Genomic DNA, 15,084 nt, shown 5'->3' on the forward strand with positions numbered 1-15,084 from the left:
CTGCTTACTAGTGGCTGGAAATTTTGCAAAGACGAAAATTGTTGAAGCAAGTAGACCTGTGTACACGGTTCTATTACCTTACGACACATACATGGGGAATCTTTGGCAGGTCAGACAATTGCCTGATATAATTCAGAGTTTGACAGATAAAGGGGTCGTCGCTCTCGTGTACTATCCTTTTCAAGATGTGGGAAGAATAATAGACGGGATAGGTGGCAACGTGATATTGATTTCTGAGAGCCCAATTCATCTATCAGAGAGGGTCTTATGGGTAAACATCGGAGTTAATTCGGATGCGAGTGCCTATCTGGATCTGTCCTATGAATCATTACTAAAAGACCAGAACACTGTAAACGTTGTAAAGAACAAGAAGGTTTGCGCACGCGATGATCTGCTAGCACTGACCACGCAATACCTTTGGTCAGGAACGCAGGGCGTGTTTTCTGTAAAGGAATGTCCAAATGAGGCAATGATTATCGGCTATAGTGAGTCTAATGGTCATGTTGTTGTATCATATGATGTTAAAACCTCACTGGACAACCTAATCCAAGGTAAAAGGGCTAGAAAGGTGACGACTTATTGATGAAGAGAACAAAGATCTACGTGGAGACTTTAGGCTGTCCTAAAAACCTTGTTAGAACACAAGATTTTTACAGGCAACTAGACTATAGTAATTACGAAGTTGTTTACTCACCTGAAGAAGCTGACGTGATTGTGGTCAATACCTGCGGTTTCATTGCAGATGCCGTAGAAGAATCGCTGACTGTGGCATTACAACTTAAAGAGGAGTATCCGGACAGCGTTTTGGTGTTTGCAGGATGCGTTCCTTTGCGGTTTGGGACAGAGCTGGTTCAAAGCGAATTGCCGGAATTTGATTATGTTGTTCCAGGATTTAACATGCCAAGTGCTTTTTCTGAATATCAAGGGCCGCTACAGACTTCTGTTCTGACGTATCCTTATGCGTACGTTTCCATAGCTGAAGGGTGCAACGGTAGATGCAGCTACTGCACAATACCGAAGTTCTGGGGAAGTCTAAAGTCACGGCCGGCTGTTGAGATTGTTGATGAAATCAATGAGCTTTACGAAATAGGTATCAGAGAAGTAATCCTTGTCTCACAAGATACTGGTGCTTGGGGCACAGATCTTTATGGTAGACCTTCATTGGAGCTTTTGCTAAGGGCTCTGCGAGATACACAAATTCCTTGGATTCGTCTTATGTACGTCAATCCTACGTTCATAACCGAAAAACTACTTTTAGCTTGGAAAGACACTGGCAGGGTTCTACCTTACTTTGACATACCTGTGCAGTCAGGTTCGGACAAGGTGCTAAGGCAGATGCGTCGAGGCTACGACAGAAATCAGATTCTACAAGCTTTAAAATTGATTGACGGTGTCTTTGCTGAGAATACAAAAAGAACATCAATAATGGTTGGATTTCCAGGCGAAACTGAAGACGATGTACAGGCTACCTTGGACCTGCTGATTCAAGGGGAGTTTCATCACGTAGGAGTATTTGGCTACTGCGACGAGGAAGAAGCTGATTCTCATAAACTGGTGCCCAAAGTTGATCCTGAGATCATTAATACTAGAAAGACAGCTACAGAAGCTGTAGCTCTTGAGTTGCATCGTCTTTGGGAGGAGAAGTGTGTGGGGAAAACATACCAGTGTCTGGTAGAAGCATCAAGCGGGAGCGAATTCATAGGTAGAATTTGGGGACAAGCACCAGAAATTGACGGAATGTTCTTGGGAAAAGGGGAAGTTGAACCGGGGGAGATGGTAGAAATTGTTGTGGAAAAAACAAAACCTGGCCAGCTCATTGGCCGTAAAAAAGTGCAAAAAGCTACTTCGAACACATAAAACATTTGTTACTGTGGAATCATGTACCGGTGGTCAGCTGGCCAGTTGGCTAAGCATGTTACCTGGTTCTTCAAAAAGTTTCTTTGGCGGGTACGTTGTGTACACCAGTGAGGCGAAGGCGGGCTTTTTGGGAGTTCAGACTTCGCAGCCAACGTCGGCGGACACTGCTATTCGGTTGGCCCGAGCGCTACCGAGAAAGGATGTTAGAGTGTCTGTGGTGGGAAATCTCGGACCTTCATGCGAACCTGGTAGTCCAAAAGGCTCAGTTACAGTTTGTTTGATAACCGAAAAGGCAGAGAAACTACTGGTCAAAAAGTTAAATCATGGTCGAATTAGAAACCGCTGGATCAGTGGTTACTGGGTCTTGAATGTTTTGGCGAGGGAGGTACAATGAGACTCTTTTTTGGAATACCAGTTTCCGAAGAGGTTAGAGCGTTTTACATAGAAACCTTAAAACCTCAACTGGAGGCAGAATTTATCGGGAAATTTGTTGAAACAGAGAATTTGCATATCACCATGTTATTCTTGGGGGAAGTTGAAAAGGTAGACTTCCTAAATGAAGTTAAGGAAAATCTGAAAGCTATTACTCATTTCCAAGTTACTGTTGGCGGTTACGGGTATTTTGGACGGCCACCACGCGTTTTGTTTATGGATGTGACTCGCGGCATAGATGACTTAACTGTTGTTCATGATGCTATATGCCGTAGCATGAAGATAAGAGATACAAGATTTGCTCCGCATGTGACTTTGGCAAGAATAAAAAAATCGCCGAGAGACATTGATGCAGTACTTGAGCTCATGCCACATAAAGAGTTTTCCTGGCTTGTACCAAGTGTAGTGCTATATGAATCAAAATTGACAAGTAAAGGCCCGATTTATACGGTTTTCGAAGAAATTCGGCTCAAGGCCTTATAATCTAACTAAGGAGGAAATGCTCTATGGAAACAACTGATAGACAAAATCAAGACGATAAACAAAAAGCATTGGACATGACTGTCCAATATGTGGAAAAACGGTTTGGAAAAGGTTCTTTAATGCGTTTGGGTGAGACTGGAAGCAGGATGCAGGTGGAAACTATATCCACTGGCGCTCTGACTTTGGACTTGGCTTTAGGTATTGGTGGAATTCCCAGAGGCAGAATTGTGGAGATTTACGGACCAGAAGGGTCTGGTAAAACAACGCTGGCTCTGCATATTATCGCCAATGCGCAGAAGAATGGAGGAACAGCAGTCTTCATTGATGCTGAGCACGCGCTTGACCCGGTCTATGCAAGGAAACTTGGGGTAGATGTGGAAAACCTTTACATTTCTCAACCTGACTACGGTGAGCAAGCGCTAGAAATTGCTGAAGAACTTAGTAAAAGCGGCGCAGTAGACGTCATCGTTATTGACTCCGTTGCTGCCTTGGTACCGAAAGCCGAACTCGACGGTGAGATTGGCGACTCTTTTATGGGGTTGCAGGCTCGATTGATGTCACAAGCGTTACGGAAACTCACTGGTATAGCCTCAAAAACAGGGACAGCCATAGTGTTCTTGAATCAACTGCGTGAAAAGGTTGGTATTACTTTTGGAAACCCCGAAGTTACCCCGGGAGGCCGTGCACTGAAGTTTTTCGCTTCAGCAAGGATCGAACTAAGGAAGTCTGAGAACATTGGCGGAAGCGGGGATGCAAGTGAGGGAGCAGTTATCAAAGCTAAAATTGTGAAGAATAAGTTAGCTCCGCCTTTTAGAACGGCTACCTTTGATCTTTATTTTGGTAAAGGCATATCTTGGACAGCTTCAGTAGTTGATGCAGCATTGATCGCAGGTGTTATACAGAAAAGCGGAAGTTGGTATTCCTACAACGACATAAGACTAGGACAGGGTAAGGAAAACGCTGTGAGCTTCTTGGAGGAGCATCCAGAAACTCTGGCTGAGATAGAAAGTGCCGTTAGGGGAACCCTGCAAGAGCTTCCAGTGGAGATCGAAGAGTAGATGCATGAATTCTTGCGAAAAATTCTGGGCGGAAGCCTTGAGGCGGCTTTCTCGAAAGGACTATTCTGTAGAGGAAATACTTTCTAAGGTTTCGCCTGATTGTAGGAATTTTGTCTTAGAAAGAATTAATTCATACTTTCCTGATTTAGATGAAAGGGTTTATCAGAGCGAACTTAGGCGAACTGTGAATCATGGTAAAGGTCCTTTGTACTTGAGAAACCGTTTACGAGAAAGAAAATTATCCACTGATGAAGTCCGTGAAGTGGACTACGAGGTTTGGCTAGATAGCCTACAAAAAGCAATGGAAAAAGCAAGAAGGAAGTATTCTGACAAAGAGAAAGTATTTCAATTTCTACTCAGACAAGGGTTTACTTATGAGATGGTTTCACGATTCATGAAGGAGGTAGAGATGTGATGCAATTGATTATAAGGATAATTCTAGGTTTTGTAGTTGGTGCCGCAGCTGGCGGTTTGATTACCTATCTTTACGTAACGACTTCTGCAAAATCTAAGATACAAGAAATGCTGGATAATGCCGAAAAGGAAGCTTCTTCAATCATAAAGTCAGCTCGTGAAGAGGAGAAGAAAGCGCAAGAGCGCTCTGAGGCATTGCTGAAACAGGCTCAAGAGCAGGTTTCTTCGATGCTTTCTGAAGCAGGTAAAGAGCTAAAGTCCAGGCGTGAGCAGCTTGAAAAGTTGGAACAACGTTTATCTCAAAGAGAACAACAGCTTGATCGACGTCTTGACTCGGTAGAGGCAAAAGAAAGAAAAGCAGAACAGAAGCTACAGCTTGCTGAGGAGAAATTAAGGTCAGCAGAGGCCTTTGAGCAGGAAGCTGTAAAAAAGCTTCAGGAAATCGCTGCCATGAGCACCGAGGAAGCAAAACAATTTCTGTTCTCGAGATTGGAAGAGGAACTAAGAGAAGAATTCGGTGAAAGGATTAGACGTTTCGAGGAGAATTTCAAGGAAGAAGCAGATAGAAAAGCGTCAGAGATGATTGTCGCGGCTATGCAACGTGTCATAATGGAAAAACCTGAAGATCCTGTGATTTCGGTAGTGGAATTGCCATCTGAGGAGATAAAAGGGAGAATCATAGGTAGAGAAGGAAGAAACATTAGGACCTTTGAACGAATAACGGGAGTTGACCTAATCGTGGACGACACTCCTGAGGTAGTGGTGTTGTCCTCTTTTGATCCAGTGCGCAGAGAAATCGCAAGAAGAACACTTGAAAAGCTCATCCTTGATGGACGTATACAACCTGCTCGTATTGAAGAAATCTTCACGAAAGAGAAAGAAGCCATTGAGCAAGAAATCATTGAAGCTGGCGATAAAGCTGTTCGTGACTTAGGCATACGTGAAATGCATCCTGATTTGAAGCACTTAGTGGGACAGTTGAAATTCCGCTCGTCCTACGGCCAAAATGTATTGCACCACTCCATAGAGGTTGGTTTTATAGCGGGTATGTTAGCTAGTGAGCTTCATTTGGATACTCAATTAGCAAAAAGGGCTGGCCTTTTGCACGATATCGGTAAAGCTCTAGATCATAATGTGGAAGGCAGTCATGCTTTGATAGGGGCTGAGGTGGCTAGGAAATACAGAGAGAATCCATTGGTAGTAAACGCTATAGCTTCGCATCACAATGAAGTGGCACAAGAAAGCATATACGCTGTCATAACACAGGTAGCTGATGCTATAAGTGCTTCTAGGCCCGGAGCTCGTCGAGAAAACTATGCTGCATATATCAAGAGAGTTCAGCAACTAGAGGAGATAGCAAAGGGTTTTGATGGTGTTGAATCAGCATTTGCCATACAAGCTGGTAGGGAGATCAGAGTCATAGTTCACCCAGAGGTAATCGGTGACAATGAGGCTTTCGCTTTAGCTCGTGACATAGCTAAGAAAATTGAAGAGGAATTGATTTATCCTGGTCAAATAAAGGTTACAGTGGTTCGCGAGACTAGGGTGGCCGAATACGCAAAATGAGGATACTGTTTTTTGGGGACGTCGTAGGCAAAAGCGGTCGCCAAGCTATTCAAAAGTATTTGAAGAAGTTGAGAGATGAACTAAGCGCTGACGTAGTGGTCGTCAATGGAGAGAACTCAGCTGGAGGATTGGGTATAAACCGTAAATCCATAGAGGAGCTTCTTGACGCTGGAGCGAACGTTATAACCACTGGAAACCATGCGTTTCACTGGAAGGAATGGAAAGAGGTTTTTGATAACTACCCCATGGTGCTCTTTCCTGCAAATTATCCTGGGCTCTTGGAGCGATCGCATTACACCACAAGTAGCGGTCTCACAGTTATGAACATACAAGGGCGAGTTTTTATGGAATGCATTGACAATCCTTTCTTAGCAGCTGACAGGCTTCTAGAGGTTGTACCAAAAGACACCTTTAAGCTGGTGGACTTCCATGCCGAAGCAACCAGTGAAAAACTAGCCATGGGCTACTATCTCGATGGGCGCGTCCATGCTGTGGTAGGTACCCATACTCATATTCAAACGGCAGACGAACGCCTTTTGCCTAATGGAACTCTTTATATTACCGATGTAGGAATGACTGGCCCCTATGATGACTCAATACTGGGCATGCATAAGGATGCTGTAATCTCGAAGTTCCTCAACAACAGACCAGCACGCTATGAAGTTGCAAGCGGTAGGTGTACGGTAAATGCCGTATTGATAGAGATTAACAAGGAAAATAGGGACATTAAGCGTTTGTCATTTATCGAATAAGGAGCGATGTTCACGTGAAATACTACATTTTTACTTACGGTTGCCAAATGAACAAGAATGATAGCGAAATGGTTAGCGGTATTCTAAAAAGCTCCGGCTGGGAAGAGGCAAAAAACGTCGTTGATAGCGACTTAGTTGTTATCAATACGTGTTCGGTAAGGTTACATGCAGAAGAAAGGGCTATCGGAACAATTTCAGCTTTAAAAAAACTTGGCAAGAAAGTGGTAGTGATGGGCTGCATGTCTGAAGTAAGGGGAAACGAGATTATGAGTCGGTTTCCTCATGTTCAGGCTGTGCTGGGCCCGTCCTATGAAGCTCATATTTTAGATGTCTTAAATGGTGAAAGACGAATTCTTGTTGGAGATGAGAAAGTCGACTTTGAAAAATACAGCAGCGCAAACAGAAAGGAAAAGCATTCTGTTTATGTAAGTATAATGAAAGGCTGCGATGATTTTTGTACTTACTGCATAGTCCCGTTCACTCGAGGCCGCGTTCAATCGAGGGATCCAGAATCCATACTAGAGGAAGTGCGCGTGTGTGTAGACAACGGCGCTGTGGAGATTACTCTTCTTGGCCAGAATGTCAATGATTATGGTAAAGACCTCAGCGGGTGGGATTTTGTTTCCTTGGTTGAGCGAGTTGCCACTATCGACGGCGTAAGAAGGATACGGTTCATGTCGCCTCATCCAGCCAATTTCAAAAAAGATGATATTACCCGTTTGGCTAATCTTCCTCAGGTAGCACCGTATTACCATCTGCCTTTGCAGTCTGGCGATGATGAAATACTGAGGCGTATGAATAGGAAGTACACAACAGGTGAGTTTGCGGAATTAGTTGGTTTTATAAGAGAAAGCGTGCCTAATGTGGCGATTGGTACAGACCTCATCGTTGGCTTCCCAGGAGAATCTGATGAGCACTTTCAAAACACCTTTAAATTTCTCGAAAAAATGCAGTTTGATGTTGTCTATATGGCGATTTACTCTCCACGACCAGGTACTGCAGCTGCCCGCCAAGAGACTTCCTTTGTGCCTGCTGAGGTGGCTAAAGCTCGCTATGATGAGCTTCTCAGACTTCAAGAGAAAATTTCCTATAGTATCAACCAGCGATACGTAGGAACCTTGCAAGAGGTTTTGATAGACCGTGAAGACAAAACCACTGGTAAATTCATAGGTAGAACTCCTACAAATAAGACTGTAGTCTTTACGAGTATTCGTCATGTTTCACCAGGCGAGTTTGTTGACGTCAGGATTAATGAAGCAAAATCATGGGTGTTGTATGGGGAAGCCGCTGATTAGTATTCTTGGCCCAACTGGTGTCGGAAAAACAGACTTGGCTTTTCGCTTAGCATGTTCTTTGGATAAGGCTAATATCCTCTCCGTGGACACTGGATCCTTTTACAAAGCTGCCACCATTGGAACGGCGAAGCCACCTAAAGAGTTCACGAGCCGTGTGAGGCATTGGTTTATCGATATACTTGAATGCCAAGAAGTGTACTCTGTGGGAGCGTTCGTTTCTGATTGCTCTTCTATCTTGCAAGATCTTTGGGCTGAGGGAGTAACGCCGATTGTTGTGGCTGGAACACTGTTTTATTACTACGCACTTGTTGGGGAACGTTCTTTCTCTGCCGTCCCTAGTGATAGCACTGTTAGGGAAAAAGTGGAAGAAAAGGCAAGAGTCTACGGTGAAGAATACCTCAGACAGGAACTTCGAAAAGTTGATCCAGAAAGAGAAAAAAACATACTTCCCGGGGACATTAGAAGACTGACTCGAGCTTTGGAAATAGCCGAATTGGGATTTAAACCAACGGAAGCTGTTGTTACTAATAAACTTGATTTTGATATAAACCTAAAGATAGGTTTAAAAATGCCGAGGGACCTTTATCGCACTAGACTGAGGGATCGCGTGGAGTACATGATCAGCGCTGGACTCATAGAAGAAGTGCAAGATATTTTGAGCAAGACTGGTAATAGTAGTCTTCCATGTCTTAACCAAATCGGATATAAAGAAGTTTGCTCTTATTTGAAAGGTGAGATAAAAAACAAGGATGAACTGGTTGAAAGGATCTTTCTGAGCCATTGGACATACGCTAGAAAGCAAATCAAATGGCTTAAGAAAGACAAAACAATAGTCTGGTTTGATGTGTCTGAAAAGTCTCCAGACACGCTAGTCGAGGAGGTTTTAACTCTTGTTCAATCAACTTTGGAAAACTGCTGAATCAAATTCTGTGAAGGTACTAAAGGCTCTTAAAGAGGTTCGTCTTGCAGAATCAGATCTTTGGGGAAGTACAGGCTATGGTTTAGATGACTTTGGACGTGAAAAACTTGAAAAGGCATACGCTTATTGTTTTGGGGCTGAAGCCTCACTGGTCAGACCGAACATTTCTTCTGGCACTCATGTAGCATACCTGGTAGCCATGAGCCTGGATTTAGCAAAAAAGAAGGTTGCTTTTTCCCCTTGTGAGCCTTATGATAGTGTTTTTGAAAATATTAAGCACCTGCTGTGGAAGTGGGTTGTTTGGGATTTAAACGATGAACCAATCAATGCTGATGTTCTGTGGCTACAAAGGTCTGGAGGCTACAGATGGCACGAAGGGTTGAACATAGATGAGCTAAGGAAGGCTATCGACCTGTTTAGGTCGTTAAACCCTGATGCTGTCATTGTGGTGGACAATTGTTATGGCGAGTTCGTTGAAGACTTAGAACCATCTCAGGTGGGGGCAGATATTGTGTTTGGTTCCCTGATAAAGAATTTAGGAGGTACTGTGACGCCTACTGGTGCCTATGTTGCTGGCAAGAAAGAACTAGTAGACAAGGTTAGCGAAGTCTTATTTGGCCCTGCCCTAGCAAAAGAGCAAGGAGCAACTGGTAATTTTCTTAAAGGTGCTTTTCAAGGATTGTTCTTGGCTCCCATAATGGTTTATAACGCTTTGCTCTCTAAGCAGCTAATGTTAGAACGCTTGAACAACACACTTAAGGAACGCTTTCCTTTTTCGGACATCATAGTGCGTACCAGATGGGATGATGAAGAGCACATGCTGGCCGCCGCTCACATCATACAATCGACTGGTCCAGTGAACAGTCATGTAACTCCCACACCATTTGAGATGGGTGGCTATGCAGACCCGATTGTAATGGCATGGACCGGCTTTATACAGGGCGAGTCGTTGTCTTTAAGTGCAGATGGCACTGTCAAACCGCCTTACGAACTGTTTATCCAACCTGGTGTTAACCCTTTCATAATCGAAGGGTTATCGGCAGAGTTGAAGTCGTTGCTCTGAGTGTGTTATCATATAATCCAGTTGGGTGCGTAGCTCAGTGGTAGAGCGCTACTCTGACACAGTAGAGGTCGAAGGTTCGATTCCTTCCGCACCCACCATTTAACTGCTATTGGGGTGATGTGAATGGACTCCGTAAAAATCAACGTGAACCCAGGCGAAACATATAAGGTAAAAGATCTGATTTCGAAGGCTGATGTGGATGCCTTTGGTATAATAACCCGCGGTTTACTATTTACTGCTGATGAAAGCGCTACCGTGGGTGAAGATGGCGTTGAGTTTATCTCTAAAGAAGAGGCTTTATCAGTACTAAGGCACTCCGCATCTCATCTAATGGCTCAAGCTGTCAAAAATCTTTTCCCAGGTACTAAACTAGGCATTGGCCCTGCCATCGAAAATGGTTTCTATTACGACATGCTCATACCAGAAGGTTTGACTGAAGCCGATTTGACACGGATTGAAGAAGAAATGGTAAGGCTTTCTAAAGAGAGTTTGCCCGTAGAACGTCAGGTGATGACTAAGGAAGATGCTAAGAAATTGTTTCAGTCTCTAAATGAACCATTCAAAGTTGAACTCATAGAAGAAATTGAAGGCGATTATGTCACCGTTTACAGACAAGGAGAGTTTGTGGATCTTTGCCGGGGTCCGCACGTTAACAATACGGGGCTCATTAAACACTTCAAGTTACTTAGTATAAGTGGCGCTTATTGGCGTGGTGACGAAAACCGTGAACAGCTTACTAGAATCTATGGAACCTGTTTCTGGACTAGCGACGAACTCGAGGAGTTCTTGCATAACTTAGAAGAAGCCGAAAGAAGGGACCACCGTAAACTTGGCAAACAACTCGATTTATTCTCCATAAACGAGGACATTGGCCCAGGCCTCATACTCTGGCACCCCAATGGTGCTGTTATTAGAAAAGAAATTGAGGACTTTTGGAGGCAGTCACACATCGACAACGGATACCAACTTGTCTATACACCTCATGTTGCTCGAACTAAGCTTTGGGAGATCTCAGGGCACCTCTCCTTCTACAAGGAAAACATGTTCCCTTCGATGGAGCTTGAGAATCAATCGTACCTGGTAAAACCAATGAACTGTCCGTTCCATGTACAAATTTATAAAACGAAAACAAGAAGTTACAAAGAGCTCCCCATAAGGTTTGCTGAGCTTGGAACCGTATACCGATTCGAGAGAAGCGGGGTGCTACACGGCTTACTAAGAGTCCGTGGTTTTACGCAGGACGATGCACACATCTTCTGCGCTCGTGAACAGGTCGAGGAAGAAGTGGAAAAGGTCTTGGACATGGCATTGGGAATTTACAGATTGTTCGGTTTTGAGGACTTGAGAATTGAACTTTCAGTCCGTGATCCGAAGAACAAGGATAAGTATGTGGGTGACGACGATGTTTGGGAACTGGCGGAATCAGCTTTGTCGGGTGCACTCAAAGCAAGAGACTTAGATTTCACAGTAGCTGAAGGTGAAGCTAAATTCTATGGGCCAGCTATTGATATCAAAGTGAAAGACGCACTGGGCAGATATTGGCAGGGGCCAACCATACAAGTGGATTTCAACTTGCCTAGAAGGTTCAACATGAAATACACTGGGCAAGACGGTTTAGAACATGAGCCAGTCATGATACATCGTGCGCTTCTCGGTTCATTGGAGCGGTTCTTTGCACTTCTCATCGAGCAATACAGTGGTTGGTTCCCACTGTGGGTAGCTCCTGAGCAGGTTCGCATATTGCCCATAACAGAAGACCAAATGCAGTATGCTCAGAGCGTTGCAGAGGGTTTGAAGGAGTTTAGGGTGAAACTAGACACTGACACTGGCTCGAAACTGGGATATCGCATCAGAAGAGGTCAAACGGAAAAGGTGCCCTACATGCTAGTTGTAGGTTCTAAGGAAGTCGAGTCTGGTGTTGTCTCGGTCAGACATGGTGTAAAAGGTGATCTGGGACAAATGTCCTTAGACGAATTCAAAAGCATGATAAAAGAGGAAATAGAAAACAAGGTTCACTTATGAGAACTTTAGTAAACATTGAAATTTCAATTGAATCTGCAGTTTATAAAGTTGCGCATAAGGCATTGCCAGACCCTAATGCCCCAGAACGCCATCTCATTGTTGTGAGCAAGAATGAAAAACTGGCAAATGTACTTCTTCGAGAGCTGGAAAACCGAGAGACTCTGGAGGAATACAAAGAAATAGCTGACTTTTATGAAAATGAGCAACCATGGCTTTTCATCGCTATTTACGGGATGAATCTGCTGGTCATAAACAACTCCAACCTGGTGGTGTATCATGAACAATCAGGCAAAACCACCTGTTTGACAGACCCTCTGTTTGATTTTACTCACAGGCTGACATGGCAAGAGGAAGAAGGAAGCAGGGTTAAGACGGTTAGCCAAGCTACTGCTCATGAAGACGACGTACTACGTATCGAAGAGAATGGACTTAGAGTGGGTAGGATTTTTATACGATACATCGAGCAGTTATTCGATGAAGAAATGTATGAGGAGTCTTCGGCAACTCGGGTTCACGTCAGTCCGCTTAGGTCAAAAGCTGCTCCCTTAATCTTGGTGGCAGTAATTCTTGTTACAGTCATGGGCCTTCTAATTGGATTCAACAGTTCTCATTTCATTGGATGGCGAAAACCAACTCCAGTCGTTCCTGAAACTCCCACTACTTCTACCACCAATATAGGTAGCGAAGTTTTGGAATTCGTAAAAACTGCCACGAAAGCAAGTCTGGGAAACGTAAGTGGAAAGTGGGTTGCAGTAAAGAATAGTCATTGGTACGTGTCAGATGGCTCCTATCTTTATACTGACTATGGGAAGAATGCCGTGAGTTCGTCGAAAGGAATTTACGTTGGGAAGCTGTGGTATGTGGACAGTATTTGGTTCTTGGAGTACAGCGATGGCATGGTTCATCTTAGCTCCCTTAAAGGTAACCAGGTTTCTTTAATAGGAACAGACAAGTCGGATTTTGATAACATTGTTGACTTTACAACTTATTCTTCAGAAAAAACTGCTACAGCTTTAGTGCTCGTTGAGGATGGAATGCACATTTACAGTGGTGAAAACTATTTGTCACTAAAAAGAAGTGTTGGCTATCCTAGCGGCTATAAGTACTTTGGAACAGTAGGTAGAGATCCTTTAACGTTTTTGGTGAGCAACGGCAAGGATGTCAAAATCTTGCGTGTAAAAGGTGAAGTTTTGGAGAACGTCGGCAGCGTTGATTCTTCTCGGTGGGCAATGCTTTATGGCAATCAGGTGTATACTATTGACGGTAACGTATTTCATACTCAGTCAGTTGATTTACAACTTCCGTTTACTGCAAGTCGCATAGCTGCCATCGATGGAAATAACGTATTGCTGAAACAACCGTGTGAACTATTGGAAGTAAAACCATAACACATATCCAAGGAGGTAGGTAAAGATGAAAGTTTTGGAAGGTTTAAAGTATTCGAAGGAACACGAGTGGGTAAAGGTCTTGGAAGACAACAAGGTTTCAGTGGGTATTACGGACTTTGCCCAGGACGAGCTGGGAGATATTGTATTCGTTAACCTGCCAGCAGTGGGTCAGGAAATTAAGGTGGGAGAGACGTTAGCTTCATTAGAGTCTGTGAAGTCTGCAAGCGATGTATACAGCCCTGTTTCAGGAAAAGTGGTAGAAGTTAACGAGAAACTCAAGAACTCTCCAGAAATCATAAATGATGATCCTTATGGAGAGGGATGGATTGCGGTTATTGAACTGAGTGACGTCAGTGTATTAGACACATTGATGAGCGCTGAAGAATATAAGCAATTCATCGGAGAATAATCAACGAAAGTGTATGTAGGAGGGAAATAAGTGGATTTAGTTACGATACAGAAGGAGATTCAAAACAAGAAGATCTTCGAGCTGCGTCAAATAGCGAATCAGCTTGGCGTTAAAAACGTAAAGACTATGACAAAGCAAGAACTCATTGATGCCATATTAAAGTTGGCTGAGGCAGAACTGCAAGGTGAGCAAAAGCCAGGGGAGACTAAACCTCAAAGTTCTGCTCAACCTATAGAGGTTAAAGACAAGAGCACTGCTCGGGCGGGAGAAGAGGAAAGTGCACCTACTGCCACTACTGAGCATAGAGGTTCTGGCATACTGTATTTCCCCGATGAACAGCAGGGTTACGCGTTGCTTAAGAGCAAATTTGGACCCACAGGTGTGGACATTTACCTGTCCATATCACAGGCGAGGAAATTTAAGCTCCGTGAGGGTGATTACGTAGAAGGTATCATCCGTCCACCACGCGAAAAGGAAAAATACCCGGCTTTACTTCGCATTGAAAAAGTGAACGGAATCCCTGTTGAGAAGATAGCAGATCGTGTCAAGTTCGATGAACTTGTTCCTGTATTCCCTCATGAACGCTTTAACTTGTATTTGGGGCCTCAAGAAATAACTAACAGAATGATTGACCTGTTTGCACCCATTGGTAAAGGGCAAAGGGGACTCATCGTTGCACCGCCAAAGGCTGGAAAAACCACAATCCTGAAAAAAATAGCTCAAGCAGTTACTACTAATCATCCCGAAGTCCATGTGATCATTCTTTTGGTAGACGAAAGGCCCGAAGAAGTAACAGATATGATTAGGTCTGTACCAGGAGCAGAAGTTGTGGCATCGACTTTCGATTTACCACCGGAAAACCATATACAGGTGGCTCACATTGTCCTGGAGAGAGCAAAGCGTTTGGTAGAACTTGGTAGAGACGTGGTTATTCTACTTGACGGTATAACTCGTCTGACTAGGGCATATAACCTTGTTATCCCGCCTTCTGGAAGAACTTTGTCAGGAGGGCTTGACCCAGCATCTATTAGGGGTCCGAAACATTTCTTTGGAGCAGCTAGAAAAGTGGAGAGTGGAGGTAGCTTAACCATATTAGCCACGGCTCTAGTAGAAACGGGATCTCGGATGGACGAAGTAATCTTTGAAGAATTCAAAGGTACTGGTAATATGGAGCTCATATTGGACAGAAAACTCGCTGAACGTAGGTTATTCCCTGCAATTGACATTAAGAGGTCAGGAACTAGGCACGAAGAAAAACTTTACACACCTGAAGAGCTTGAAGCCATTTGGAAACTTAGAAGAGCCATAGCTGGTCAAGAGCTTGAAAATGCCGTCGAGGAAGTTATAAAGTTTTTGGCTAGAACAAAGGACAATTCTGAATTCTTGGAACAGATTAACAGGCTCCAGATTCTCTAAAAAGAGGTTG

General features: G+C 43.8%; 15 protein-coding genes and 1 tRNA gene. All 16 read left to right on the top strand.

All coding sequences use genetic code 11. The features are described 5' to 3' along the window. Nucleotides 1–10: 10 nt before the first annotated feature. The 16 genes from COPRO5265_RS03845 to rho all read left to right on the top strand — a co-directional run bounded on the left by COPRO5265_RS03845 (nucleotide 11) and on the right by rho (nucleotide 15,074). Nucleotides 11–583, top strand: a complete 573-nt coding sequence (locus COPRO5265_RS03845) for a hypothetical protein (protein ID WP_236608181.1) — start codon at nucleotides 11–13, stop codon at nucleotides 581–583. Next, nucleotides 583–1,857 carry a MiaB/RimO family radical SAM methylthiotransferase gene (locus tag COPRO5265_RS03850; protein ID WP_012543454.1) on the top strand — a complete coding sequence of 425 codons (1,275 nt, stop codon included), beginning with the start codon at nucleotides 583–585 and terminating at the stop codon, nucleotides 1,855–1,857. The genes COPRO5265_RS03845 and COPRO5265_RS03850 overlap by 1 nt, the downstream gene beginning before the upstream one ends. 13 nt (nucleotides 1,858–1,870) lie before the next feature. Beyond that, the gene (locus COPRO5265_RS03855) at nucleotides 1,871–2,251 is read left to right on the top strand and encodes a CinA family protein (RefSeq protein WP_234397947.1); all 381 of its coding nucleotides are present in this window, start codon (nucleotides 1,871–1,873) and stop codon (nucleotides 2,249–2,251) included. Then, nucleotides 2,248–2,772 (top strand): RNA 2',3'-cyclic phosphodiesterase, encoded by a 525-nt coding sequence (thpR, locus tag COPRO5265_RS03860; protein WP_012543778.1) that lies wholly within the window; start codon nucleotides 2,248–2,250, stop codon nucleotides 2,770–2,772. The genes COPRO5265_RS03855 and thpR overlap by 4 nt, the downstream gene beginning before the upstream one ends. A 23-nt stretch (nucleotides 2,773–2,795) precedes the next feature. Next, on the top strand, nucleotides 2,796–3,830 hold the full coding sequence (gene recA, locus COPRO5265_RS03865) for a recombinase RecA (protein ID WP_012544648.1): 1,035 nt from the start codon (nucleotides 2,796–2,798) through the stop codon (nucleotides 3,828–3,830). Between the two features lie 4 nt (nucleotides 3,831–3,834). Then, nucleotides 3,835–4,245, top strand: coding sequence for a regulatory protein RecX (locus tag COPRO5265_RS03870; RefSeq protein ID WP_012543768.1), 411 nt, complete (start codon nucleotides 3,835–3,837; stop codon nucleotides 4,243–4,245). Continuing rightward, the gene (gene rny / locus COPRO5265_RS03875) at nucleotides 4,245–5,810 is read left to right on the top strand and encodes a ribonuclease Y (RefSeq protein ID WP_012544472.1); all 1,566 of its coding nucleotides are present in this window, start codon (nucleotides 4,245–4,247) and stop codon (nucleotides 5,808–5,810) included. Before COPRO5265_RS03870 ends, rny begins: the two co-directional genes overlap by 1 nt. Further along, nucleotides 5,807–6,562 (top strand): TIGR00282 family metallophosphoesterase, encoded by a 756-nt coding sequence (locus COPRO5265_RS03880; protein ID WP_012543495.1) that lies wholly within the window; start codon nucleotides 5,807–5,809, stop codon nucleotides 6,560–6,562. Before rny ends, COPRO5265_RS03880 begins: the two co-directional genes overlap by 4 nt. 14 nt (nucleotides 6,563–6,576) lie before the next feature. Beyond that, complete coding sequence (miaB, locus tag COPRO5265_RS03885; protein ID WP_012544275.1) at nucleotides 6,577–7,857, top strand: tRNA (N6-isopentenyl adenosine(37)-C2)-methylthiotransferase MiaB; 1,281 nt, start codon at nucleotides 6,577–6,579, stop codon at nucleotides 7,855–7,857. Beyond that, nucleotides 7,838–8,776: a tRNA (adenosine(37)-N6)-dimethylallyltransferase MiaA gene (gene miaA / locus COPRO5265_RS03890; protein ID WP_041735695.1), complete on the top strand. Its 939-nt coding sequence runs from the start codon at nucleotides 7,838–7,840 to the stop codon at nucleotides 8,774–8,776. Before miaB ends, miaA begins: the two co-directional genes overlap by 20 nt. Continuing rightward, nucleotides 8,748–9,839, top strand: coding sequence for a methionine gamma-lyase family protein (locus COPRO5265_RS03895; RefSeq protein ID WP_012544820.1), 1,092 nt, complete (start codon nucleotides 8,748–8,750; stop codon nucleotides 9,837–9,839). The genes miaA and COPRO5265_RS03895 overlap by 29 nt, the downstream gene beginning before the upstream one ends. A 23-nt stretch (nucleotides 9,840–9,862) precedes the next feature. Further along, nucleotides 9,863–9,937: transfer RNA gene (locus tag COPRO5265_RS03900), tRNA-Val, on the top strand. Between the two features lie 25 nt (nucleotides 9,938–9,962). After that, nucleotides 9,963–11,861: a threonine--tRNA ligase gene (gene thrS / locus COPRO5265_RS03905; protein ID WP_012544816.1), complete on the top strand. Its 1,899-nt coding sequence runs from the start codon at nucleotides 9,963–9,965 to the stop codon at nucleotides 11,859–11,861. Then, a complete protein-coding gene (locus COPRO5265_RS03910; RefSeq protein WP_012544130.1) occupies nucleotides 11,858–13,249 on the top strand; it encodes a hypothetical protein in 1,392 nt (463 codons plus the stop codon). Before thrS ends, COPRO5265_RS03910 begins: the two co-directional genes overlap by 4 nt. A 25-nt stretch (nucleotides 13,250–13,274) precedes the next feature. Next, entirely contained in the window at nucleotides 13,275–13,658 is a 384-nt protein-coding gene (gene gcvH, locus COPRO5265_RS03915; RefSeq protein ID WP_012544449.1) for a glycine cleavage system protein GcvH, read from the top strand. A 30-nt stretch (nucleotides 13,659–13,688) separates the two neighbouring features. Next, nucleotides 13,689–15,074 carry a transcription termination factor Rho gene (rho, locus tag COPRO5265_RS03920; RefSeq protein ID WP_012544022.1) on the top strand — a complete coding sequence of 462 codons (1,386 nt, stop codon included), beginning with the start codon at nucleotides 13,689–13,691 and terminating at the stop codon, nucleotides 15,072–15,074. Nucleotides 15,075–15,084: the final 10 nt, after the last annotated feature.

It is taken from the genome of Coprothermobacter proteolyticus DSM 5265, assembly GCF_000020945.1.
Taxonomy (GTDB): domain Bacteria; phylum Coprothermobacterota; class Coprothermobacteria; order Coprothermobacterales; family Coprothermobacteraceae; genus Coprothermobacter; species Coprothermobacter proteolyticus.

What these genes read in the sequence shown, in the direction of transcription:
- COPRO5265_RS03870 (WP_012543768.1), top strand. Translation starts at nt 3,835, where the DNA reads ATGAATTCTTGCGAAAAATTCTGGGCGGAAGCCTTGAGGCGGCTTTCT.
- thrS (WP_012544816.1), top strand. Translation starts at nt 9,963, where the DNA reads ATGGACTCCGTAAAAATCAACGTGAACCCAGGCGAAACATATAAGGTA.
- rny (WP_012544472.1), top strand. Translation starts at nt 4,245, where the DNA reads ATGCAATTGATTATAAGGATAATTCTAGGTTTTGTAGTTGGTGCCGCA.
- miaA (WP_041735695.1), top strand. Translation starts at nt 7,838, where the DNA reads ATGGGGAAGCCGCTGATTAGTATTCTTGGCCCAACTGGTGTCGGAAAA.
- COPRO5265_RS03880 (WP_012543495.1), top strand. Translation starts at nt 5,807, where the DNA reads ATGAGGATACTGTTTTTTGGGGACGTCGTAGGCAAAAGCGGTCGCCAA.
- recA (WP_012544648.1), top strand. Translation starts at nt 2,796, where the DNA reads ATGGAAACAACTGATAGACAAAATCAAGACGATAAACAAAAAGCATTG.
- gcvH (WP_012544449.1), top strand. Translation starts at nt 13,275, where the DNA reads ATGAAAGTTTTGGAAGGTTTAAAGTATTCGAAGGAACACGAGTGGGTA.
- thpR (WP_012543778.1), top strand. Translation starts at nt 2,248, where the DNA reads ATGAGACTCTTTTTTGGAATACCAGTTTCCGAAGAGGTTAGAGCGTTT.
- COPRO5265_RS03850 (WP_012543454.1), top strand. Translation starts at nt 583, where the DNA reads ATGAAGAGAACAAAGATCTACGTGGAGACTTTAGGCTGTCCTAAAAAC.
- COPRO5265_RS03910 (WP_012544130.1), top strand. Translation starts at nt 11,858, where the DNA reads ATGAGAACTTTAGTAAACATTGAAATTTCAATTGAATCTGCAGTTTAT.